The following is a 23,135-nucleotide window of genomic DNA, read 5'->3' as shown; positions in this document are numbered from 1 at the left end:
AGCTTATCGCAGGCTTGCCGCGTCGCCATAGGCATAGACGGTGCTGACCGCGCCCTTGTAATCTGCAACACGACCCGAGCCGTTGATCGTCAGTTCCTGCAACAGCGGGACATTCTTGACCAACGGGATCGAGATTTCACCGAACGCTTCCTTCACTTCGAAGGCTGGCGAACGGAACGACGGGATGGCGTTGTAGAACGCGTATCCAGCCTGCGTGGTCGGGTCCAGATCATAGGACAGCGTCTCCCGGCGATACTCGCCACCTAGCGAGAACGCGATCGGGCCACCCGGCAGCTCGAACAACTGGCTGATCGCCCGACATGTAGCCGGTACCCTGGAACTGCGTCGCCTTGCCGGTCGCAACGGTCGAAACGGTCAGATACTGCCTTGCAGCCTGGCTGATCGAACCGTCGCCGAACGGGTTGAGTGGAACGCACGCCGCAACATCGGCTGCGAGAACCGCGGCGTTGCCGGCCCTCTCGGTGCCAGCGTAACGCGAGTCGACCTGCGAACGGCAGACGATCTGGCCCGCTGCATTTCGAGCGGTGTCGTTGGCGAGCAGGAAGCGCTGACGATTGATGTTGCCCTGAATGACGTTCCGCTCGCGGTGCTCGCCATAGTTGCCGGACAGTTCGTAATGCCAATCGCCGTTGAAATCGCCGCGGATACCGACGACGAGACGGTAGGTTTCACGACGGATATTCTCGTCGCGGATGCCGAGATCGACATAGTTGCGGCGCGAGGACAAACGGTACGTTCCCGCCGCGATCTGTGCCACCGATGCATTGCGCAAGGCGATGCCCGCGGCCGTCGTGCCGAACGCTGCGCCGGTGTTGGGATTGACCCCGGAGTTCACGGCGGCGGTCAGCTGCGACGCGAGTGTCGCGCGTGCGCTTGTCGAGAGGTAGGGGTTGTCGAGGCGGATGCCCTCGCGGTTGACCGGACCGTTGCCCGTCGGGTTGGCCAGCACGTACGAGCGATCGCTGAACCCGGCGATGGCAATGCCGTCCGACAGGGTCTGGCCCTGCGAGAAGAACGGTCCGCTCTGCGAGCCGCGTGCTTCTGACCGGACATACTTGGCTTCGATGAACGGAACGAAGGCAGGGCTGACTTCGAAATGGCCGATGAGGTTAGCCGCGTACCGGTTGAGTTCCGGCGACAATACGAGAACCGGCCTTCGCGTCCGATATAGCCGTTGCCGCCCGTGAAGCTGCCATTCGGTCCAAGACCGATACGCGTGCCCGTCTGCGGAGCGAGCGCGCCGCCCGGCTGGAACAGATAGGCGCAGGTAAACGAGCTACCCGCCGAGTCCACGCCGCATGGTGCGGTCGCGGTGTTGGCATAGCGGATGCCGACTTGTCCGCCGGTCGAGATCGTCGTGGAGCGGATGTCACGCACGAAGACGTGATCGGGAATGCTGTCCGACCCGTTGACCGAGCCGGCCGGATCGGTGTCGACAACCACGAACGCGTCGTTCTGGCGCAGGTTCGGACGACCCGGCGCATAGTAATCCTGCTGATGCGCATATTCGAGATTGACCGCGATATTGCCGCGTCCATCGGCAAAGTTCTTGCCGGCTACCGCCAACAGATACTGATTGCCGGCCGCTCGTCGAGTTCTGCGAGTCGACCGTGCTGTGCAGCTGCGCCGTATCGCCAACGCCGCAGGTTCGGACGGCCACCCGAAGGTGGTTGTCATCCTCTTCTGCGGAAGACGGCCAGTCCTGCAATGGCGAGCCGCAGCGCTGGAACGGCTGTTTCTGCGAACGACCAGCGCACCAGACGCGCGACCACGGGTTTGGCAAAGGCAATGCGCTGCGCGGCGAGCGCATAGGCGATGTTGGGCAATTCGCTGCTGGCGATCTCGCGCCACGTCTTGCCATCGGCACTGACTTCGATGCGGTAGGCTTTGGGGGGAGCCGTCTGCGCCATGACTGCGCGCGACGGGGTCAGGACGAACCCGGCAAGCGTTTCGGTGGTGCCCAGGTCGACCGTGACAGATGCGGGTGCGTCTGGCGTGGGGGCGGGGATCACCCAGGAGGTGGCGGTATCGTCGTCCAGCATCGCTTCCGCGCCCGGTGCCGAAGCGGTGACGATAGACCACCGCGCGGAAGACACGATGCCGGTATCGGCCATGACCACTGGCGCGACGGGAGCTGGTGTGACCTGACAGAACAGTGCGACATCGCTGATCGCGGGGCAGGCGGTGCCTTCGAGGATCCGCAGGCGAAGGCGGCGGGCGGCGATCGGTTTGTTTAGGCGGACGATGCGCTGGGGGCCGATACCCGAATGCTCGGCGAGTTTGCGCCATTGTCCGTCGATCTCGGCGTCGATCGCGAACCGGGTCACGCGGATGCCGAGCGGAAGATATTCACGGAGGCGGATGAGGTCGAACGCGCGGCCCGGCGGGAGGTCTAGCGTCAGTGTCGGCGTGATGACGGCGTCGGGCGTCGACCAGTAGGTGTCGCGGTTGCCGTCGAGCGCCGCGCTTGCCGCATAGGTCTTCCCGCGGACGTGGCTGGCCGATGCGACCGCACCCTTGGCGAGGTTGGTAGCGAAGGTCGCGGCCTGCGCCGTGCCGAACGACTTCAGCGTCTCGACGTCGATGTCGGCGAGGCGACCGCGACGGTCGGGTGGCAGGTTGAGGTTGAGGTTGGTGCCGCGACCGACCGACTCGTCGTGGAGCTTGATCAGGCGGGCGGGCGTCTTGACCTTCGAATCCTCGTCGGCGTGATAGAACCAGCCGGGCCGGATCGAGACGTCGGTTTCCGCTGGCCACCAGAGCGGTGCGCCGCGCACGCCGGAATTGCCCTCGGACTGGACATAGGGATGGTTCGGCATGGTCGGCCAGCACGGATCGCCGGCGACGCCGTCCTCGTTACCGACCCAGCGCAGGTCCGCGCCGAGCGGGTCGAAGGTGCAGGCCATCGGCTGATGCTCGTGGACCAGCGCGACGATCGAGGGCCAGTTATAGTATTTCGGCGCCTCGATCTTCCGCGTGTCGCGCGCGCCGCCGTAATAGCCGTCGCCGCCGTTCGCGCCGTCGAACCAGAATTCGAACAGCGTGCCGTAACGCGTGCAGAGCTCGACCACCTGCTTGCGGAAATACTCGACATAGGCGGGGCGGCCATATTCGGCGTGATTGCGATCCCAGGGCGAGAGATACAGGCCGAAATCGAGGCCGGCGCGACGGGTGGCGCGTTCCATCTCGCCGACGATGTCGCCCTTGCCGTCCTTGTAGGGGCTGTTGCGGATGCAGTGTTCGGTCAGCATCGTCGGCCAGAGGCAGAAGCCGTCATGATGCTTGGCGGTCAGGATGATGCCGCGCATGCCGCCTGCCTTGGCCGCGGCGACGATCTGGTCGGGCGAGAAGTCGGTCGGGTTGAAGAGCTTCGGATCCTCGTCGCCATAGCCCCATTCGCGATCGGTGAAGGTGTTGATCGAGAAATGGACGAACGCGTATTGCTCACGCGCGTGCCAAGCGAGTTGGCGCTTCGAGGGTGTCGCACCCCAGGGTTTCGGCGCGGTGTCGCGGCCGGCACCGATCGCGGGCGTGGCGGTGGCGGCTATACCCGAGGCGAGCAGCAGGCGGCGGGAAACTTCGGTCATCATCGTCTCCGGGAGAGGCTCAGGCAGCGGGCTGGCCGAACGAGGGCGGTCGGTCGGCGAGCTTGGCGCCGAATGCAGGGTTCGGCGTGGCGGACATCGTGAAGCGGAGCGTGCCGCCGGCCGCGAGATCGGCATGCGATATCCAGCTTTTCGTCCACGGTTTGCCGTTCCACTGGACCGCCGCGACATAGGGCGTGTCGGCGCGGTTGCCGGGGGCGTCGATCACCAGTCGGCGACCGTTGCCGACCGACACCTCGGCGCGCGTGAACAAGGGCGAGCCGAACACGTACACCGCCTCGACCGGATCGACCGGATAGAGGCCGAGTGCGGAGAACACGAACCACGCACTCATCTGGCCGCAGTCGTCGTTGCCGATGATCCCGTCAGGATCGTTGCGGTACATCTCAGTGCACAGCCGCCGGACCATCGCCTGAGTCTTCCACGCCGCGCCGACATAGGCATAGAGATAGGCGGCATGCTGGTCGGGCTCGTTGCCGTGCGCATATTGGCCGACCAGCCCGGCTATGTCCGGCGGTGCGTTCGCCGGCAGCGTCGAGGGTGCCGCGAACAGCGTATCGAGCTTGCTCTCGAACGCGGAAGGGCCACCGAAATGCGCGATCTGGCCGTGGATGTCGTGCTGGTTGAGGAAGGTCGCCTGCCAGCCGTTCGCCTCGGTATAATCGCGCCACCAGGGTTTGGGCATATGACCGAGCTGGATCGGGTCATAGGGCTTCCACCAGGAGCCGTCGGCAAACCGCGGGCGTGCGAAACCGATACTGGCATCCAGTACGTTCTTCCAGTTGTGAGACCTTTTCAGCAACCTGGCGGCGTCTTCGGTCGCGCCGGCCGCGCGTGCCAGATGCGACGAGGCCCAATCGTCATACGCATATTCCTGCGTGCGGCTGACGCTCTCGAAGACCTTGTCCGCAGGGACGTAGCCAAGGCGGTCGTAAAGGTCGCGGCCCAGGCTGTTGTCCAGGTCGGGCGCGGCGAAGTCGAAGCTGCGGCGGCGGATCGCGGGCCAGGCGGCGGCATAGTCGGCCGGAATGCCCTTTGCTTGCGCCTCGGCGAGGGGAACGACGCCGTGCCAGCCGATCATCGTGCCGGTCTCCTTGCCCTGGAGCGGCCAGACCAGCGGGCCATAGCGCGACTGGATGGTCTGCCGGATCAGGTCGTCAACCAGGCTCTTGGTCCGCGCCGGCTGGATCAGTGCGAGCAGGGGGTGCAGCGCGCGATACGTGTCCCATAGCGACCAGCTGCTGTACGCGGCGCCTCCCTTCGGCACGACATGCACCGCGCCGTCCATCCCGAGATAGCGGCCATCGACGTCCGAGAAGAGCGTCGGCGCCAGCTGCGCATGGTACAGCGCGGAGGCCATGATGGTGCGCTGGTCGTCGGTGCCGCCCTGCACGCGAACCTTGTCGAGCGCCTCGGCCCAGCGCGCGGTGGCGGCGGCCCGGGTGCGGTCGAAATCCCAGTGCGGTGCCTCCGCCGAGAGGTTCGCGCGTGCGCCGGCGATGTCCACGCCCGAGATGCCGCAGCGGATCAGCACCGGCGCGGCACCGGCATCGTCATAGTGCAGCGCGACCTTGAGCCGCTTGCCCTTCACTCCGGTGGTGCCTGCGGGCTGTGCGGTATCGCCGTCGCCGTAGAACATGATCCGGTCGGGCCTGCGCGAGAACTGCATCGCGAAATGGATACGGCGCCCCTTGGCCCAGCGGAACACCCGGCGGCTGCCGATCAGCGTACCGTCGGCGTCAAACGCCAGCGATGCCTCGTCGACCAGCGGTTGCGTGTCGGAGGTGTCGAGGATCAGATGCGACAGATCGACCAGGATATGCCCTGGCCCCTTGGGAAAGCTGTGGCGGTGCCAGCCGGTGCGATCGGTCACGGTCAGTTCGGCGCGCACCCCCGATTCGAGCGAGACGCGGTAGTAGCCGGGCTCGGCATGTTCGTCGGTGAAGCGCTGGCGGTATCCGGCGTCGGGATCATCGAGCGGGCCGGGTATCAGCTTCACTGGGCCATTGGTCGGCACGACCAGGATGTCGAGCATGTCTCCGATCCCAGTGCCGGACAGATGCGTGTGACTGAACCCCATGATCGACGTGTCGGTGCGATGATAGCCCGAGCACGCATCCCAGCGCTCGACGTCGGTATCGGGGCTGAGCTGAACCATCCCGGACGGCAATGTCGCTCCCGGATAGGTATGGCCGTGCCCGCCGGTGCCGATGAACAGGTTCGCGCGGGTCTCGGGCGCACGTTTCGCAGCCGGCAAAGTGGTGGCGATCAAGCCGAGCGAGGCACTGCCGAGCAGGGTGCGGCGGGTCAGGATCATAAGGCGCTACTCAGCAAAGCGGGGCGGGTGTCGGCGAGACGGACGACCAGTTCCCCGAACAGCCCGTTGGCCCAGGCGAACCAGGAGCGCGTGAACTTGGCGGGATCGTCTTTGTCGAACGCCTCGTGGATGAAACCGGTGTCGGCATCGGTGTCGCGCAGCATCCGCAGGCACGCGCGGACGGTCGCATCGTCGGCGCCCGCCAGCGCACGGACGATCAGCGACATCGGCCAGATCTGGCCGAGCCCGACATGCGGTCCGCCGATCCCCTCGACCTTGGTGCCCTTGAAGAAATAGGGGTTGGCGTCGCTCCAGGCAGCTTGCGCGGTGCGGCGCCAGAGCGGATCGGTGGCGGGGACGCAGCCCATATACGCGAGGGCGGAAAGCGACGGCACGTTGGCGTCGTCCATGAAGACCGCGTTGCCGAAGCCGTCGACCTCGTATGCCCAGACCTCGCTGCCGTCGCGCAGGCGCATCCGGCCGTGTGCGACGAGCGCCGCCTCGACTTCGTTCGCGAGCGCGGTCGCATCGGCGGCGAGCGCGGTGTCGTGACGCGCTTCGTTCGCAACGACCGCGAGTTCGCGCAGGGTGGTGACCGCGAACAGGTTTGACGGGATCAGATAGGGGTAAACGCAGGCATCGTCCGAGGGGCGGAAGCCGCATTGGATCAGGCCGTTGGGTTTGGCGGGGTTGCCCCAGCCTTCCAGCGCCATCGTCTCGGTGTTGCGGTTCGAGGATCGCAGGAAGCTGTAGGGGCCGCGACCGTCCTTGCGCTGTTGCTCGCGGTAGGTGCGGATGCTCGCGCGGGCGGCCTCGGCCCAGGTCGCGTCGAACGGCGTCGCGTCACGCGTCGCCTGCCAATATCCGTAGGCGAGGCGCATCGGATAGCAGAGCGAGTCGATTTCCCATTTGCGCTCCGCGACGCCGGGTTTCATCTCGGTCTGGTCCTTCAGCGCCCAGCTGAGGTTGGTCTTCGCCGTCGGGCTTTCCATGAACGCGTTGGCGTAGGGGTCGATCAGGATCGAGCGCGACTGGCGCGCGATGAGCCCGCGGAAGAGCGTGCGTAGCGCCGGGTCTTCGCGGACGAGATGAAGGTACGGGCGAAGCTGCGCTGAGCTATCGCGGAGCCACAGGCAGGGGATGTCGCCGGTGATGACGAACGCGTCGGGGGCACCGCCTATGGTCGACATGCGGACGGTGGTGTCGAGCGTGTTCGGATAGCAGTTGCCGAACATCCAGCGGAGCTTCGGGTCGCCGATCCGGGCGGAGACGCGCGCGATCTCGCGTTCGACCGAACGGCTGGTGAAGTTGCGGTCGGCGAGCGCGGGGCGCTTGCTGGGGAGCGAGGGGCGGGCGGCGAAGGCGGGCGTCCCGACGAGCGCGAGGCCACCGGCGACGCCGCCCGCCATGACCGTGCGGCGATCCATGGTCGACGCGCTCACTTGGGCAACTCCACCGTCGCGCCAGTGATCGTGAGGTCGCTCCACTGGCCGGCACCATCGCCGGGTTGGCCGCCGCCGATATAGAGGCGGTAGGCGCCGGGGACGATCGTCCGCGTGCCGTCGCGCGCGACGCTGCTCATCGATCGGGGATCGATCGTGATCGGCACGGTACGCGACTGGCCGGGCTTCAGCGCGACGCGGCCGAAGCCGACGAGCTGGCGCTGGAGGACGGGTGTGGTCGGGCCACCGGCCTTGGCGGCGGGCGCTACGAGGTAGGCCTGGACGACTTCTTCGCCGGCGCGATTGCCGGCGTTCGAGAGCTTGGCGGTGACGGTCAGCGGCTGTCCGGCGGCGACGCTGAGGGCTGGCTTCTTCGTCGCGTAGGCGAAGTTGGTGTAGCTCAGACCGTGGCCGAAGCCCCAGAGCGGCGTGCCGGTGAAGTAGCGATAGGTGCGCTCCTTCATCGTGTAGTCGGTGAACGCGGGCAGGTCGGCGGTGGTCTTGTAGAAGGTGACGGGGAGGCGGCCCGACGGGTTGTTGAGTCCGGCTAGCGTCTCGGCGATCGCGGTGCCGCCGGCCTGGCCCGGATACCAGGCGGCGAGGATCGCATCGGCCGATGCCGGATCGACCGCGACCGCACTGCCGCTGGTGAGGACGAGGACGATGGGCTTGCCGGTCGCCTTCAGTGCTTCGAGCAGGCGGACCTGTGCTGGAGGCAGGCCGATGTCGGTGCGGTCGCCGCCGACGAAGCCGGGGACGCTGACCGAGAGTGCTTCGCCTTCGAGATCGGGCGACAGGCCCATGACGGCGACGATCACGTCGGCATCGCGCGCGGTTGCGACGGCCTGGGCGAGCAACGGCTCTCCGGGGGGGCTCCAGAGCAGGCGGACGCCTTCGTCGTCGCTGCGGTGATCGAGTTCGAGGCGGAACGGGACGGGCTTGCCGTCGCTGGTCAACGTGACCTCGACGCGGCCCTTCTTGACCTCGCCCGCCGAGAGCTGGCGATCACCGATCCAGAGCCGGACCGCGTCGTGTGTCGAGCAATCCTTCCAGCAGGCGGGGACGTCGACGACCAGCGGATAGGTACCGGCGGCGGGGGGCGTCAAGGTCCCGGTCCAGCGCACGCCGAAGGTCTTGCCGAGGCCGGGGGCGGGGCTCGCGCGGTTGTGGTCGATGTCGATGTGGCGATCGGTGCGCGTCAGGGTCGGCGCGCCGACGCCGGCTTGGGCGGCGAAATACTCGGTCTTCAGGCCGCCCGCGAAAACGGTCTCGGGGACTGGCACGGCCGCGCCGTCGGCTAGCGACGAGCCTTGCGCATAGCGGACGTTGGCGGTGCCGAACTGCTTGCGGATGCCCTCCAGCGGGGTGACGGGCGCGACCGCGGTGCCGTGGTAATTGCCTTGCAGCACGCCGAGATCGTCGGCGTCCGCGCCGATCACCGCGATCCGGCTGCCGAGTTTCAACGGCAGGCGGTTGGCGTCGTTCTTGAGCAAGACGATCGATTTCCGTGCCGCGTCGAGCGCAAGCGCACGGTGCGCCGGGGTGTCGACCTGGTCGGTGCCGATGCTGCGCCACGGATTGGCCGCGCCGAATACGGTGCCGAGCGCGCGGCGCGCTTCGAGCGAACGGATCAGCGCGGTGTCGACCTCGGCTTCGGTGACGAGGCCTTGGCGGACGGCGGCCGGGAGGGCGGCGTAGGCGCTGCCGCAATTGAGGTCGGTGCCCCCCCGTATCGCGGCGGCGGCGGCGCCCGCGGCGTCGAGGCGGTAATGGTGGTAGAGGCTGATGTTCGACACCGCGTCGCAGTCCGACACGGTGAAGCCCTTGAACCCCCAGTCGCGCCGCAGACGGTCGATCATCAACGCCGATGATGCGCAGGCTGGGACGCCGTGGATCGAGTTGTACGCGCACATCAGCGACTGCGCCTTGCCCTCGGTGACGGCGAGCCGGAACGCGGGGAAGTAGGTCGCCTCCAGGTCATAGGGGCTGGGATCGACGTCGAAGCTGTCGCGCCCGGCTTCGGGCCCGCTGTGCACCGCGAAATGCTTGGGGGTGGCGATGACCTTGGGATGGAGCGGGTCGGGGCCCTGCAACCCGCCGATGAACGCGACGCCGAGGCGGCCGGTCAGATACGGGTCCTCGCCATAAGTTTCCTGGCCACGGCCCCAGCGTGGATCGCGGAAGATGTTGATGTTGGGCGACCAGATCGTCAGCCCCTCGTAGATCTTGCGGTTCGCGCCGACGTCCTGCGCGTTGAAGCGTGCGCGGGCCTCGGTCGCGACGACGTCGCCGATCTTAGCAACCAGCGCGGTATCCCAGGTCGCGGCCATGCCGATCGCCTGCGGGAAGACGGTGGCGTGGCCGTTGCGCGCGAGGCCGTGGAGCCCCTCGTTCCACCAGTCGTAGGCGGGCAGGCCGGCTTTCGGATCGGCAGGCACGGTGCTCTGCAACTGCGCCGCTTTCTGTTCGAGCGACATTTGCGCGACGGCAGTGGCCACCGGATCGGCGGATGCGAGCAAGAGCCAGATCATCGGGCGAGGGTCCTCAGGGTAAGTGCTTTTCGCAACGTGGCGGCGGAGGCGTCGGAGACGACATGGATGGTGACGCTCTCGCCCGGCAACAGGTCGAAGCCGTCGTCGGAGGGTTGCGCGGCGACCGCGCCGAAATCGAGCATGACCGCGCGGGCCAGGTTGGCCGCGGTGATCTTCACGTCGGTGCCGGTCCAGCGAACGCTGAGGCCGGGGTCGGGATACGCCATGTCCTTGGGCAAGGCGCGCTCGATGATCGCCCGGCTCGTGCCGCCGTTATCGAGCTGCAGATCGGCGACCGCGTAGCTGCCGGTCGGCGCGGCGGTCCCGAACAGCGCGTCGTCGGAGAGCGTCGCCACCAGCCTCGATGAGAGCGGCTCGAGCATCAGCGCGGCGGTGGTGTCCTTCAACACCTTGCCGTCCACCGTCATCGTCCGCACCCGCCAGCGGGAGTCGACCAGCGTCGTCGCGTCGGAGATCAGCGAGATACGCGTCGCGCCGTCCTTCCGCTCGGCGACGATCGCTTGCGGCGCGAAGAACCGCCGGGCGGCGTAGTTGAGCAGCTTCCACCGGCCGGCATGATCGATGCTCGCCCAGCTGATCGAGGGCCAGACGTCGTTGAGTTGCCAGTAAAGCGAGCCCATCGTGACCGGGCGACAGGCGCGGTGATGCGAGGCGGCGATGCGGATTGCCTCGGCCTGGTTGACCTGCGTCAGGTAGACGAGATCGGCGAAGTCGTGCGCGGGGCGCAACCGATCGCGCAGGTACATCATCAGCCGCTCATTGCCTTCGCCGGCGAGGAACTTCTGGTGCGCCTTCATCACCGGGCTGTCCGCCGTGAGCGCGCCCTTGCCGGCGAATTCGCGGATCGTCGACAGGTCCGGCATCGACTGGAAGCCATATTCGGACATGAAGCGTGGGCAGCTGTCGAGATAGTTCTCGACCGGCTTGGATCCCGACCACACGTCCCAGAAATGGCGGTCGCCGTCCTTGTCGGTGTCGACGGGACCCTCGTAATTGGTCGAGGGCGAGCCCGGCCAATAGGGCGTGCCGGGGGCGTTGCGCGTCACGGCTTCGCGCAGGACGCGGTCGAACAGCACGGCCATGCCGGCGCCGATGCGCTCCTGCTCGTCGGCGCCGACCGCCTTCTTGAACGCTTTCCGGTCGGACCAGTTTTCCCAGCCCGACAGAACCTCGTTGCCACCGGCCCACAGCACGACGGAGGGATGCGATCCGATCCGCGCGACCTGTTCCTCGGCTTCGATCCGGACGTTCTCGCGGAAGGCGGCGTCGGGCGGCGTGACGCTGCCGCCGAACATGAAGTCCTGCCACACCATCAGTCCCATTCGGTCGGCGATGTCGTAGAACGCGTCGTCGAGATAGGTCCCGCCGCCCCAGATGCGGACCATGTTCATGTTGGCGTCGCGCGCGCCTTTCAGGATGGTCTCCATATAGTCAGGCGTGACGCGTGCCGGGAAACTGTCGAACGGGATGATGTTCGCGCCCTTGGCGAAGATCGGCGTGCCGTTGACCTTGAACCCGAAGCTGCCATCCTTGCGGATCAGCTCGACCGTGCGCAGGCCGATCCGCTTCGTCACGCTGTCCTCGGGCGTCGGCTCCGCGCCGCCCAGCGAGGCGGTGACGGTGTAGAGCGGCTGCGCACCGTAGCCGACCGGCTGCCAACGCTTGGGATCGGCGATCGCCAGCGGGATCGAGACCGCATTGTTGCCTTTAATGAGCGTCACCGTCCGGTCGACCGAGACCGTCTTGCCATCCGGTCCGGTGACCGCCGCGCGGATCGTCGCGACACCGGGCGTCTCGACGGCGATGTCGAGCTTGGCGGACAGCCGCGCCTCGGTCGGCGTCAGTGCTTCCTGGTCGACGCGGAGCATGTCGATCCGCGCGTCGTCCCAGATCTCCAGCCGGACCGGCCGCCAGATACCGGTGTTGACGATGCGGGGACCCCAATCCCAGCCGTAATTGTATTTGGGTTTGCGGATGTAGGGCGAGGTCTGCTTGCCCTTCGGCTCGTCGCCGAACGCGCTGTCATATTCGCCGGGGAGTGGGTTCTTTTCGGCGAGTACCATCGGCTGGAGCGTGCGGATCGGCGAGGCGATCGTCACCAGCACCTCGTTGCGCCCGACCTTCAGCACGGGCTGCGCATCCACGCGCCAGCGCCGGTGCGCGTTGTCGGTGGTCAGCAGCACCGTGCCATTGACGCTGACCGTCGCGAACGTGTCGAGCCCGTCGAACACGAGGTCGAGGTGATTGCGCTGGAGCATCGCCGGGGTGACGTCGAACACCCGGCGGAACTGCCATTTGGTCAGCCCGGCCCACTGGATCGCCGCCTCGTTGGTGCCCTTGAACGGATCGGGCACGCGGTGCGCCGCGATCAGGTCCTGTTGCACCGATCCGGGGACGGCCGCCGGCAGCCACTTGGCCTCGCGCTTGTGCGCGGCGGCCGCGGCGGTGTCGGTCGGATCGATCCGCACCTGCCACGCGCCGTCGAGCGGCACGACGGTCTTTGGCGAGGCGACCGCTGGCGTGGCGAGCGCGATCAGGGGAAGGACGAACCAGCGACGCATCAGCGCGTCTCCGCCAGCTGCATCCGCTCGACCGCGTAGAACGGATCGGACGTCGGCGAGGTGAACTGGAGGCATATATCGCGGTCGCCGGTCATCGCGGGTAATATACCCTTCACGCTGAACCGCGTCGGGGCGGACTTCGGATCGGGCAACGGGAAAGTGCCTGCGACCACCGGTTTCGCGTCCTTGATGGTGCAGCCGACCAGTACGATCAGCTCGCCGTGCGGAGTGACGTTGTAATGCTGGCGGACCGCTTTGAAATCGTGCGCGAGGCCGTAGTGACGCGGCAGTCGCGCGATATCGATCGTGAAGCTACGGGCGACGTCCATCGGTGCCGCGGGGTAGGCGGTGCAGGTGTCGAACAGGTTGATGTTGAACACCGGTGCGTTCGCCTGCGCCTCCGACGTCAGCGGTACGCGGAGGCCGAGCGCGCCCTTCGGACAGGCGATCATGTCGGAGGCAGTGCGGTTCAGCAGCGCCTCGCGGCCGGTGTCGAACAGCCGCGGTTCGGCGGTCGGCTGGCCGCTTGCGTCGAACGCCGCGGCGCGGATCTGCACGCCGGGTTTCAGCGACAGGGGCGCGGTATAGGCGTTGGAGCGCGCCGTCGGGGTCTTGCCGTCGAGCGTGTAGCGGATCGCGCCATAGCCAGCCTGCGTGGCGAGCACGACCTTCGCGCGGTTGGTGCGCAGCGCATCGCCGCGCGTGCCGTCGAGCGTATAGCCAACCGCGAACGCACTGTCCGCGACTTCCAGCCCCGATCTGCGCCAGCGCCGGATCTGCGGCTGGACGCGGTCGAGGAAGCTCGCATAGTCGCGCTTGTCCTTGCCCGACCAGGTGATCTCGGCGAGCGCGGCGGCACGCGGGAAGATCAGGTGCTGCATTTGATACGGCGTGACGATGTACTCGGCCCATGAATTGCCCTGCGCGCCAAGGACGTGGTGCGCCTTGTCCGGCGCGATCCCCGCGGGCATCGGCTCATACTTGTACACGTCGGCAAGCGTCTGGATCGACAGGCGGCCGGGCGGCTCGTCGCGGCGGTCGCTTTGCAGGCTGTCGAAATAGAGGATCGGCGCAGGGGTCAGCACGACGTCGTGTCCCTGGTTGGCGGCGTCCACCGCGCCCTTCTCGCCGCGCCACGACATCACCGAGGCCGACGGTGGCAGGCCGCCTTCGAGGATCTCGTCCCAGCCGATCAGGCGGCGCTTCTTGCTCGCGAGATATTCGCCGAACTGGTCGATCATCCAGCTTTGCAGGCCGTTCTCGTCCTTGATGCCGAGCTTGGCCATCTGCGCCTGGACCTCGGGGCTGCGTTCCCACTGGTCCTTGACCGCCTCGTCGCCGCCGAGATGGATATAGGTGCCGGGGAACACCGCCATCACTTCGTCGAGGACCGTCTTGACGAAGGCGATGCCCTTGGGCGCGGGGTTGAAGAGATAGGGGTTCACGCCCCATTCGTTGCTGACCTGCGGCGTGTCGCCGATCACGCCGAGTTCGGGATAGGCCGCGACGAGCGCCTGTGCGTGGCCCGGCAGGTCGATCTCGGGGACGATGACGATACTGCGCTCGGCGGCGTAGGCGACCAGTTTGCGCAGTTCGTCCTGCGTGTAGAAGCCGCCGACGCGCGTGCCGGGTTTCTCGCCGGTCGATGGCCCGGTGCGGACGCTGCCGATCTCGGTGAGCTTGGGATACGCCTTCACCTCGAACCGCCAGCCCTGGTCGTCGGTAAGGTGCAGGTGGAGCGTGTTGAGCTTCACCGACGCCATCTGGTCGACGATCGCGTAGATCGACGGCAGCGACTGGAAGTGCCGCGCGGTATCGACCATCAGCCCGCGCCAGGCGAAGCGGGGGGCGTCGTCGATCATCGTCGCGGCGATCCGGACCGGCTGGCCGAACGCGTGATCGGGGCTGGCGAGCTGCGCCAGCGTCATCGCGCCGTAGAGCAGCCCGGCATCGCCCGACGCCGCGATCTTCACGCCCGTTGCGTCGCCCGATCCGACAACCGTGAGGCGGTACGCTTCCGCGCCCTTGATCGAGGAATCGCGAACGAAGCGGATCGCGCCGCTCGCCGAGGTCTGGAGCGTAAGGCCGCGTTCGGTCTTCACATGGGCGATCAACAGGCGGGCAGCGGCGGCGGCACCCGTGTCGGTCGGGTCGGCGGTGATCCCGGTGCCGTTCGCGATCGTGAAGCTGCCGGCGGCAGGCGTAACTTGCGACGGTTGCGGGACCAGCGGTGCGCGGGCCTGCGCATAAGCCTCGACCGAGGTGAGCGCGGCGGCGCAGATGGCAAAGGGAAGCATCGTCGACGCGACGAGCAAGCGCCCGAGATTACGGTTCGCGGCTGCACGCATGTTGACTGCTCCCTGTATCGGCTCCTGATGGCCGCTGGTCGAGGAATGTAACCAATATAGGTCCATACACAACCCCGTGTTTTGCGTCCGTATCGGGCCAACGGCTTTGGGATTGTTTCGCGAAGACGGTTTGGAACGTACCAATATGGCCCTTGGATTTAGTCTGGTTGCCGAGCACGCGGTCCTTGGCTACGCTACCACGAAGGACGCGGCGTGGCTCGCTTTGAGCTGCCGGTCGGAGGGGGAATACATGGCGTTTTCCGATGAAATCGGACGCTTTCGCAAGGGAAATCCATCGCCGCTCTACCTCCAGTTGCAGGAACTGATCCGCAACGCGATCGGCGAGAAGCTGTTGGTACAAGGCAATGCGATCCCGGCCGAGCGCGATCTCGCGATCGAGTACGACGTATCGCGGATCACCGTGCGCAAAGCTATCGGCGGACTGGTCGAGGAGGGGCTTCTCACGCGCCGGCGCGGCGCGGGGACGTTCGTCGCCGGGCGCGTCGAGAAGAGCTTCTCGAAGCTGTCGTCGTTCAGCGAGGACATGGCGGCACGGGGGCGGACGTCGAGCAGCAGCTGGATCTCGCGCTCGGCGGGGCAGGTGAACCCGGAGGAAGCGATGGCGCTGGGGTTGTCGCCGGGGGCGGCGGTGTTCCGCTTCAACCGCATCCGCTATGCCGACGAAGAAGCGATGGCGCTCGAATTCTCGACCATCGCGGGATATTGCCTGCCATCGGTCGAGGTCGTCGATGACTCGCTGTATGCGGCACTGGAGAACGCCGGCAGCCGGCCGGTACGCGCGCTGCAACGCCTGCGCGCGGTGCCGTTCGGGGGCGAGCATGCGCGGATGCTGGGCGTCGACGCGGGCCATGCCGGTCTGCTGATCGAGCGCCGCGGGTTCCTGCGCGATGGCCGGGCCGCGGAGTTCACGCGCTCCTATTACCGCGGCGATGCGTACGACTTCGTCGCCGAACTCGCCGATATCTGACCTTTACCGAGAGTACCCGATGAACCGACGTGAGCTTCTTGTTGGCACGGCGGGCGCCGGTGCCTCTCTGGTCGTGGGGCCGATCGAGGCCGGGTTCGCGGCTAGCGGTAAAGCGCAGGGATCGGCCGGTGCGCTGCCGATGCCGCAGCCGACGCGGACCTTGCCGTCGCGCGCGCTGGTGCAGGACCCGTCGCGCACGCTGATCGAGCGCGGCTGGCTGTTCCACGAGGGCGACGTGATCGCGCCCGCGCCCGAAGGCCACAACGCGACGTATCTGAGCGTGAAGGCGGGTAACGCACTTGGCGCCGCGGCGATGGCGTATGACGGTTCCGACTGGCAGTCGGTTCGCCTGCCGCATGACTGGGCCTCCGCGCAGCCGTTCGTGAAGACCGCAAACATCTCGCAAGGCTATCGGGCGAGGGGCATCGGCTGGTACCGGCGGACGCTACGGCTCGATCCGGCCGACCGTGGCAAGACGATCGGGCTGCAGTTCGACGGGATCGCGACCAACGCGACGGTCTGGGTCAACGGCAGCGTCGTCGCGCACAACTGGTCGGCGTATAACAGCGTCGAGATCGACCTGACGCCGTTCGCGCGGTTCGGCGACGACCTCAACGTCATTGCGGTTCGCGTCGACGCGCAGGCGATGGAGGGCTGGTGGTACGAAGGCGCGGGTATCTATCGGCACGCGTGGCTGATCCGCCGTGCGCCGGTGGCGATCGTGACCGACGGCGTGCACTGCGATCCGAGGCGCGCCGCGAATGGCGCGTGGAGTGTGCCGGTCGAAGTGAAGCTCGGCAGCATCGATCGCGCGTCGGTCGGCGTGACGGTGGACGTCGCGCTGCTCGATCCCGACGGCAAGCGCGTGGCGGTGGCGCAGGCGGCTGCGACGGTCCTGCCGTTGGAGCGCGCGACTGCGGTATTGACGCTGGCCGTGCCTGCACCGCGCATCTGGTCGATCGAGACGCCGACGCTCTATACCGTCGTGACGCATGTCCTTCGCGACGGCGCGATCGTCGACGAGCGGCGCATCCCGGTCGGCTTTCGAACGATCCGGTTCGATGCGGACCGTGGCTTCCTGCTCAACGACAAGTCGGTGAAGCTGAAGGGCGTGTGCCTGCACCAGGATCACGCCGGCGTCGGGACCGCGATCCCCGACGCGCTGCTGCGCTGGCGGCTGGAGCGGCTGAAGGCGATGGGCTGCAACGCGATCCGCTGTTCGCACAACGCGCCGGCCGCCGAACTGCTCGACCTGTGCGACGAGATGGGCTTCGTCGTGATGGACGAGAACCGCCAGTTCAATCCCGCGCCCGATTACATGGCGCAGCTCGAATGGATGGTCCGCCGCGATCGCAACCACCCGAGCGTCATCCTGTGGTCGGTGTTCAACGAGGAGCCGATGCAGGGCACCGAGGCGGGCGTCGAGATGCTCCGGCGAATGGCGCACGCGGCGCATGCGCTCGACGACAGCCGGCCGGTGACGGGGGCGATGAACGGCGCGTTCTTCGATCCGATCAACGTGTCGAGCATTTTCGACGTGGTCGGCTTCAACTATTACCAGGGCGACTACGACCGGTTCCACCAGCTCAACCCGACCAAGCCGATGACGAGCTCGGAGGATACCAGCGCCTACGAAACGCGCGGCGCCTTCGCGAGCGATCCGGCCGCGCATGTCCAGTCGTCCTACGACGTCGAGGCGGCGAGCTGGGGCGATACGCACCGCGCGACGTGGAAGAAGATCGTCGACCGCCCGTTCGTCGCGGGCGGGTTCGTGTGGACCGGGTTCGATTATCACGGCGAACCGACGCCGCACGAATGGCCGACTATCTCCAGTTTCTTCGGCATCCTCGACCTGTGCGGGTTCCCGAAGACTGCGTTCGACATTCACCGTGCGCACTGGGTCGATGACGTGCCGGTCGTCAGTTTGACGCCGCACTGGACTTGGCCGGGACGCGAGGGGCAGCCGGTCGTGGTGCTGGTGATGAGCAATGCCGAGCGCGTCGAGTTGCGGTTGAACGGGCGGAAGGTCGGCGAGCAGGCGGTCGACCGGATCATGGGCAACGAGTTCAGCGTGCCCTATGCGCCGGGACGGATCGAAGTTGTCGCGATGCGGGGCGGCAAGGTCGTCGCTACCGCCGCGCACGAGACCGTCGGCAAGGCGGTTGTTTTGCGGCTTACTCCGGCGCGGACCGTGATGGCGGGCGACGACGAGGATACGCAGCCGGTGACGATCGATGCGATCGATGCGGCCGGACGGCATGTTCCGACCGCGAACCTGCCGACGCAGTTCTCGGTCGAGGGCGCGGCGATCATCGGGGTCGGCAATGGCGATCCGAACAGCCATGAGCCGGAGAAGGGCGATGCGCGGTCGTTGTTCAACGGGCTGGCGCAGGTCATCGTACAGGCGGGGACGGGGCGAGGGCGGATCGTGATGACCGCGACCGCGCCGGGATTGAAGCCGGCGCGTCTGGTTATCGACCGGGCAACGATCGCGCCGCGCGCGCAGGTGGCCGCGACCTATGGTGGGCAGGCGATCCGGGAGTGGCGTCGCTCGCCGGCGTTCGTCGCGCGGCCGGATCCTGCGCTGGCGCCGATCGATGGGGATAATAACAGCTGGGCGTTCGTGCGGAGCGGCACGCCGGTGCAGGCTGTGGCGGAGGGTCGTTGGCGGCTTTACCGGGCTAGCGTGACGCCGTGGCGGCGGATCGGTGCGGAGGGCGGCACGATCCGCTTTGCCGCGATCGCGGGGAAGGCCGAGCTGTGGGTCGACGGTCGGCGGCTTGCGTCGAAGACTGGCGCCGAGGGGGGGCCGCTGGAGGCGGCGTTGCCCGCGGGCGGTGGCGTGCGCCAGATCGTGCTGGTGGTGGAAGCGGCCGCGGACGGGGTTTCTGGTATCGTCGGGCCGGTGTCGCTGGAACCGCGAGCGCGCTAAGGCAGTCGGCCGATCCGTGATTTTGCGATCCTCCCCCGCAAGGGGGAGGTGTCGCCGAAGGTGACGGAGGGGGAGGACGCGCAACAGGCGTTTCCCTTTCCTCCCCCTCCGTCTGGCAAGTGCCAGCCACCTCCCCCTGGCGGGGGAGGATCAGCGGGTTACCGGGCCAGCTCGGTCAGGACCGCGTCGGTCGCCAGCACATGAAGCTGGCCTGGCGCGGGTCGGGCGATCGCGCGGATACCGAGCTTTGCCAGCGCCGCATCGTCTGCCAGCGCTATATCGCTCAGCTGGACGCGTAGTCGGCCAGTATGGCGGCTGGCGCCAAGGACATTCGCCGCTCCGCCGAGTGCACTTTCCGTTATGGATGAAAGGGCGATCGAGTCCGACACTACGGGCGCTTCAGGCTTGATCGCCACATCACCACCCAGCGCCAGCGCATCGCGAATTTCCATCGAGACGACATCGGCGATCGGCCCGAGCACGACCTGAAGCGCGGAGTTCGACGGGCGCAGGATACCGCGTGCCCCGAGTGCCTTCAGCGCGGCATCGTCGACCGCCGACTGGTCCACGACGATCAACCGCAACCGCGTCGTGCAGGCGCTCACCGTGGTCAGGTTCGCTCCGCCGCCGAGCGCCTGCGCGAACGCTGCACCGCGCCCGCCTGCCGCGGTAGGCGCCACGGCAGCGACGGTTTCGGCTTCGCGCCCCGGCGTCGCGAGGTCGAACTTGCGGATAAAGAAGCGGAACAGCCCGTAATACAGCACGAAATACACCGCACCGACCGGCAGCAGGACGAGCGGTCGCGTCGCCTTGCCGAAGTTCAGCACGTAATCGAGCAGCCCCGCCGAGAAGCCGAAGCCCATCTTGACGCCGAGCAGGTCCATCAGCGCCATCGACAGGCCGGTCAGCACCGCGTGCACCGCGTACAGCACGGGCGCGAGGAACATGAAGCTGAACTCGATCGGCTCGGTAACGCCGGTCAGCGCCGAGGTGAGCGCGAGGCTGAGCAGCATGCCGCCGACCGCTTTCCGGCGCTCGGGCTTCGCGGAATGGTACATGGCGAGGCACGCGGCGGGCAGGCCGAACATCATCACCGGGAAGAAGCCGGCCATGAAGATCCCGGCCGACGGATCGCCTGCAAAGAAGCGGCGCAGATCGCCCGAGGTGCCGTGGTAATCGCCCGCGACGAACCAGACGATGTTGTTGAGCAGGTGATGCAGCCCGGTGACGAGCAGCAGGCGGTTGAGCAACCCGAACACGAACACGCCGATCGCACCGCTGCCGGTGATCGCGACGCTCAATTGGTCGACGCCCTGGCTCAGTAGCGAGAAGCCGAAGCCGAATACCGCTGCGAGTACGAGGCCCGCCACGCCGCTGACGATCGGCACGAACCGTCGGCCGCCGAAGAAGGCGAGATATTCTGGCAGCTTGATCGTCGAATAGCGATTGTAGAGCGTCCCGCCGGCTAGTCCCGACAGGATGCCGATCGGCACGTCGAGCCGCGCCATCGCCTTGGCTTTCCACGCTGCGATGGCAAGGTCGGCGGAGACGCCGGTCAGCCCTGCGGACACGTCGGGCGCGACGGTGATCAGGACTTTGCCCGCTTCGGTCGCGACCAGGAAGCAGACGACGCCGGCGAGACACGCGGCACCGTTGCCGTCGCGGGCGAACCCGGTGGCGACGCCGATCGCGAACAATAGGCCGAGATGCGAGAAGATCGCGTCGCCCGCCGCGGTGATGAAGGCGATGTCGAGCAGGTCGGGCTGGCCGAGGCGGAGCAGCAGGCCGGCGATCGGCAGCACCGCGATCGGCAGCATCAGCGCGCGGCCGAGCGGCTGGAGGGCTTCGAGGATCGATTTCATGCGGTGAACTCCCGGGCGAGCGAGCGGACGTCGGCGGCAGACCCGCATTGCAGCGCGGCGGTGGCATGCGCGCGGCACGCCTCCATCGTCAGCGTGGCGACCAGCGCCTTGATCTCGGGCACCAGCGCCGGTGCGGACGAGAGTTCGGTGACGCCGAGCCCGATCAGGATGGGGACGGCGAGCGGGTCGGACGCGAGCCCGCCACACACACCCGTCCAGCGGCCATGCACCGCGCCGCCCTTGCAGGTCTGCGCGATCAGCCGGAGGACGGCGGGGTGCAGCCCGTCGATCCCGCTCGCGACGGCGGCGTTGCCGCGGTCCATCGCCAGCGTGTACTGCGTGAGGTCGTTGGTACCGACCGACAGAAAATCGGCCTCCGCAGCAATCAGGTCGGCGGTGACGGCGGCGGCGGGCGTCTCGATCATCACGCCGACTGGGACGCGGTCGACGATGCCGATCTCGGCGGCGACGCGGTCTACCACCGCGCGGACGGCGCGCAGTTCGTCGAGGCTGGCGATCATCGGCACCATGATCCGGCATCGCCCGGCGGGCTTTACCGACAGGATCGCGCGAACCTGGTCCTCCAGGATCTGCGGGTGCGCAAGGCCGACGCGGATGCCGCGCAAGCCAAGCGCGGGGTTCTCTTCAGGCGCCATCGGCAGATACGGCGCGGGCTTGTCGCCGCCGATGTCGAGCAGGCGGACGATCAGCGGGCGGCCGTCGAGCGCGTCGGCGATCGCCTGATAATCGGCGGTCTGTTCGGCGACCGTCGGGGCGGCATCGCGTTCGAGGAACAGGAATTCGGTGCGCAGCAGGCCCGAGCCTTCCGCGCCGTTCTCGACCGCGAGATGCGCATCGCCGAGCGCGCCGAGATTGGCGAAGGCCTCGATCCGGGTACCGTCGGCCATGCGGCAGGGTTCGCTCGCCCGCGCGAGCGCTTCGGTGCGGCGGACCTGCGCCTGGACGATCCGCACCTGCGTGGCGACCAGCGTGTCGGCGTCGGGATCGATCCGCAACAGGCCTTCGCTGGCGTCGAGGATGACGGGCGTGTCGTCGGTGACGGCGTTCAACGGCGACCCGATCGCGACCAGCGCGGGGAGGCCCATCGTCGCGGCGAGGATCGCGACGTGCGAGGTCGGGCCGCCGCGCTCGACGCAGAAACCGACGATGTTCGCGCGGTCGAGCGACAGGACGTGCGACGGCAGCAGGTCGTCCGCGAGCAGGATCGTGTCGGGCGGGAACGACAGTGGTGTGGTCTCAACGCCGGCGATCAGCGCGAGCAACTGGCGTTCGAGATCGAGCATGTCATCGGCACGCTCGGCGAGCCGCGGATCGGTGCTGGTGCGCAACGCGTCGGCCTGTGGGCGGATCGAGCCGCGCCAAGCATGACCCGCGCTCTCGCCGCGGGCGATGCCGCTGCGCGTCGTCTCGTGGAGCATCGGGTCGTCGAGCATCGCCGCATGCGCCTCGACGATCGCGCGTTCGGGGCCGGTTGCGCTGCGAGCGCGGTCCGTGAACCGGGTCGAGAGCGTGGTGACGGCCGCATCGAAGCGAGCCTCTTCGACGGCGATGCCTTCGCCCTGTTCGGAGACGACCATGTCGGCGGGGCGGAACCAGCGTGCCCGGCCGATTGCCAGGCCGGGTGCCGCGGTGACGCCGGTCAGCGCGCCGTCGACTGCGGGGCGGGCTGGCGAGGGCGCGACGACTGGCGCGCGGGCGGGGGCTTCGGCGGGCTCGTCCATGCCGCTATCGATCAGGTCGCAGATCGCGGCGAGTGCGGTGGCAGCATCGGCGCCTGCTGCGGTAACCACGATCGTATCGTCGCGGCGGATCGCCAAGGCTAGCAGGGCGATCGGGCTGCGGACGTTGGCGGTCTTGTCGCCGCATGCGAGCGTCACGTCGGCGTCGAAGCGCTTGGCGGTCGCGGCAAGGCGCGCGGCCGGGCGGGCGTGGATGCCGTGAGGGAGCGGAACGACGACCGTGCGTGCGTGCGTCGCGCCGTCTTGGCTCGTCTCGCGGCGCGCGACCGCATCGCTGGGTTCGAGGGTCATCAAAGGATCGCCGACCGCAACCAGTTCGCTGGAGACGGCGTGGACGATCCTGAACCGGTCGGGGTTCACGATAACGATCGGCGTGACGACCGCGCGAGCCTCGCGCACCAGCAGGTCGAGGTCGAAGCGGATCAGCGGTGCACCGCGCTCGACCGTGTCGCCGACCGCGACGCACGGGCTGAACCCGCGTCCGCCGAGCGCGACCGTGTCGAGACCGATGTGGATCAGGATCTCCGCACCCTCGGGCGTGGCGAGCGTGATCGCGTGGCCGCTCGGCAACAGCGTCAGCACGGTGCCGGCGCTAGGGGCGTAGAGACAGTCGCCGGTCGGATCGATCGCGACGCCGTCACCCAGCATCTTCTCCGAGAACACCGCGTCGGGCACTTCGTCGATCGGCGTTGCCCAGCCCTGCATCGGCGCGGTCAGGAGGATGGAGGCCATGGGTGCGTTCTCGAT

The 23,135-nt window shown here is 67.7% G+C and carries 12 protein-coding genes; 2 read left to right on the top strand and 10 right to left on the bottom strand.

Going from position 1 to position 23,135, the window contains the following annotated elements:
* Positions 1-3 precede the first annotated feature (3 nt).
* The 8 genes from IFT67_RS05875 to IFT67_RS05840 form a co-directional block, all read right to left on the bottom strand.
* On the bottom strand, positions 4-303 hold the full coding sequence (locus IFT67_RS05875; protein ID WP_192145480.1) for a hypothetical protein: 300 nt from the start codon (positions 301-303) through the stop codon (positions 4-6).
* A complete protein-coding gene (locus IFT67_RS05870) occupies positions 230-1,162 on the bottom strand; it encodes a hypothetical protein (protein WP_192145478.1) in 933 nt (310 codons plus the stop codon). The genes IFT67_RS05875 and IFT67_RS05870 overlap by 74 nt, the downstream gene beginning before the upstream one ends.
* Before the next feature lie 532 nt (positions 1,163-1,694).
* Complete coding sequence (locus tag IFT67_RS05865) at positions 1,695-3,608, bottom strand: alpha-L-fucosidase (protein WP_192145476.1); 1,914 nt, start codon at positions 3,606-3,608, stop codon at positions 1,695-1,697.
* Positions 3,609-3,627: 19 nt separating this feature from the next.
* Complete coding sequence (locus IFT67_RS05860; RefSeq protein ID WP_192145474.1) at positions 3,628-5,943, bottom strand: GH92 family glycosyl hydrolase; 2,316 nt, start codon at positions 5,941-5,943, stop codon at positions 3,628-3,630.
* Positions 5,940-7,370 carry a glycoside hydrolase family 125 protein gene (locus IFT67_RS05855; protein ID WP_192146510.1) on the bottom strand — a complete coding sequence of 477 codons (1,431 nt, stop codon included), beginning with the start codon at positions 7,368-7,370 and terminating at the stop codon, positions 5,940-5,942. Before IFT67_RS05855 ends, IFT67_RS05860 begins: the two co-directional genes overlap by 4 nt.
* An 11-nt stretch (positions 7,371-7,381) precedes the next feature.
* Positions 7,382-9,916 (bottom strand): glycoside hydrolase family 3 C-terminal domain-containing protein, encoded by a 2,535-nt coding sequence (locus tag IFT67_RS05850; protein WP_192145472.1) that lies wholly within the window; start codon positions 9,914-9,916, stop codon positions 7,382-7,384.
* Entirely contained in the window at positions 9,913-12,498 is a 2,586-nt protein-coding gene (locus IFT67_RS05845; protein WP_192145470.1) for a beta-mannosidase, read from the bottom strand. Before IFT67_RS05845 ends, IFT67_RS05850 begins: the two co-directional genes overlap by 4 nt.
* Entirely contained in the window at positions 12,498-14,846 is a 2,349-nt protein-coding gene (locus IFT67_RS05840; protein ID WP_244647174.1) for a beta-N-acetylhexosaminidase, read from the bottom strand. The genes IFT67_RS05845 and IFT67_RS05840 overlap by 1 nt, the downstream gene beginning before the upstream one ends.
* A gap of 250 nt (positions 14,847-15,096) precedes the next feature.
* Here IFT67_RS05840 and IFT67_RS05835 point away from each other — a divergent pair, with 250 nt between their 5' ends.
* Both IFT67_RS05835 and galA read left to right on the top strand, forming a co-directional pair.
* A complete protein-coding gene (locus IFT67_RS05835; protein ID WP_107961565.1) occupies positions 15,097-15,834 on the top strand; it encodes a GntR family transcriptional regulator in 738 nt (245 codons plus the stop codon).
* A gap of 19 nt (positions 15,835-15,853) precedes the next feature.
* Positions 15,854-18,766: a beta-galactosidase GalA gene (galA, locus tag IFT67_RS05830; protein WP_192145468.1), complete on the top strand. Its 2,913-nt coding sequence runs from the start codon at positions 15,854-15,856 to the stop codon at positions 18,764-18,766.
* A 158-nt stretch (positions 18,767-18,924) separates the two neighbouring features.
* On the opposite strand, the gene nagE is transcribed toward galA, so the two are convergent.
* Together nagE and ptsP are read right to left on the bottom strand one after the other, a co-directional pair.
* Positions 18,925-20,628, bottom strand: coding sequence for an N-acetylglucosamine-specific PTS transporter subunit IIBC (nagE, locus tag IFT67_RS05825; RefSeq protein ID WP_192145466.1), 1,704 nt, complete (start codon positions 20,626-20,628; stop codon positions 18,925-18,927).
* Positions 20,625-23,120 carry a phosphoenolpyruvate--protein phosphotransferase gene (ptsP, locus tag IFT67_RS05820; RefSeq protein ID WP_197982908.1) on the bottom strand — a complete coding sequence of 832 codons (2,496 nt, stop codon included), beginning with the start codon at positions 23,118-23,120 and terminating at the stop codon, positions 20,625-20,627. Before ptsP ends, nagE begins: the two co-directional genes overlap by 4 nt.
* Positions 23,121-23,135: the final 15 nt, after the last annotated feature.

Source organism: Sphingomonas sp. CFBP 13728, assembly GCF_014841895.1.
Taxonomy (GTDB): Bacteria; Pseudomonadota; Alphaproteobacteria; order Sphingomonadales; family Sphingomonadaceae; genus Sphingomonas.
Note: the sequence above shows the minus strand (reverse complement) of the source record. Positions and strands in the feature narration are given on the sequence as shown.

Coding starts and splice junctions, on each gene's coding strand:
- IFT67_RS05865 (WP_192145476.1), bottom strand. CDS start 3,608: ATGACCGAAGTTTCCCGCCGCCTGCTGCTCGCCTCGGGTATAGCCGCC.
- IFT67_RS05860 (WP_192145474.1), bottom strand. CDS start 5,943: ATGATCCTGACCCGCCGCACCCTGCTCGGCAGTGCCTCGCTCGGCTTG.
- IFT67_RS05855 (WP_192146510.1), bottom strand. CDS start 7,370: ATGGATCGCCGCACGGTCATGGCGGGCGGCGTCGCCGGTGGCCTCGCG.
- IFT67_RS05850 (WP_192145472.1), bottom strand. CDS start 9,916: ATGATCTGGCTCTTGCTCGCATCCGCCGATCCGGTGGCCACTGCCGTC.
- IFT67_RS05845 (WP_192145470.1), bottom strand. CDS start 12,498: ATGCGTCGCTGGTTCGTCCTTCCCCTGATCGCGCTCGCCACGCCAGCG.
- IFT67_RS05840 (WP_244647174.1), bottom strand. CDS start 14,846: ATGCGTGCAGCCGCGAACCGTAATCTCGGGCGCTTGCTCGTCGCGTCG.
- IFT67_RS05835 (WP_107961565.1), top strand. CDS start 15,097: ATGGCGTTTTCCGATGAAATCGGACGCTTTCGCAAGGGAAATCCATCG.
- galA (WP_192145468.1), top strand. CDS start 15,854: ATGAACCGACGTGAGCTTCTTGTTGGCACGGCGGGCGCCGGTGCCTCT.
- nagE (WP_192145466.1), bottom strand. CDS start 20,628: ATGAAATCGATCCTCGAAGCCCTCCAGCCGCTCGGCCGCGCGCTGATG.
- ptsP (WP_197982908.1), bottom strand. CDS start 23,120: ATGGCCTCCATCCTCCTGACCGCGCCGATGCAGGGCTGGGCAACGCCG.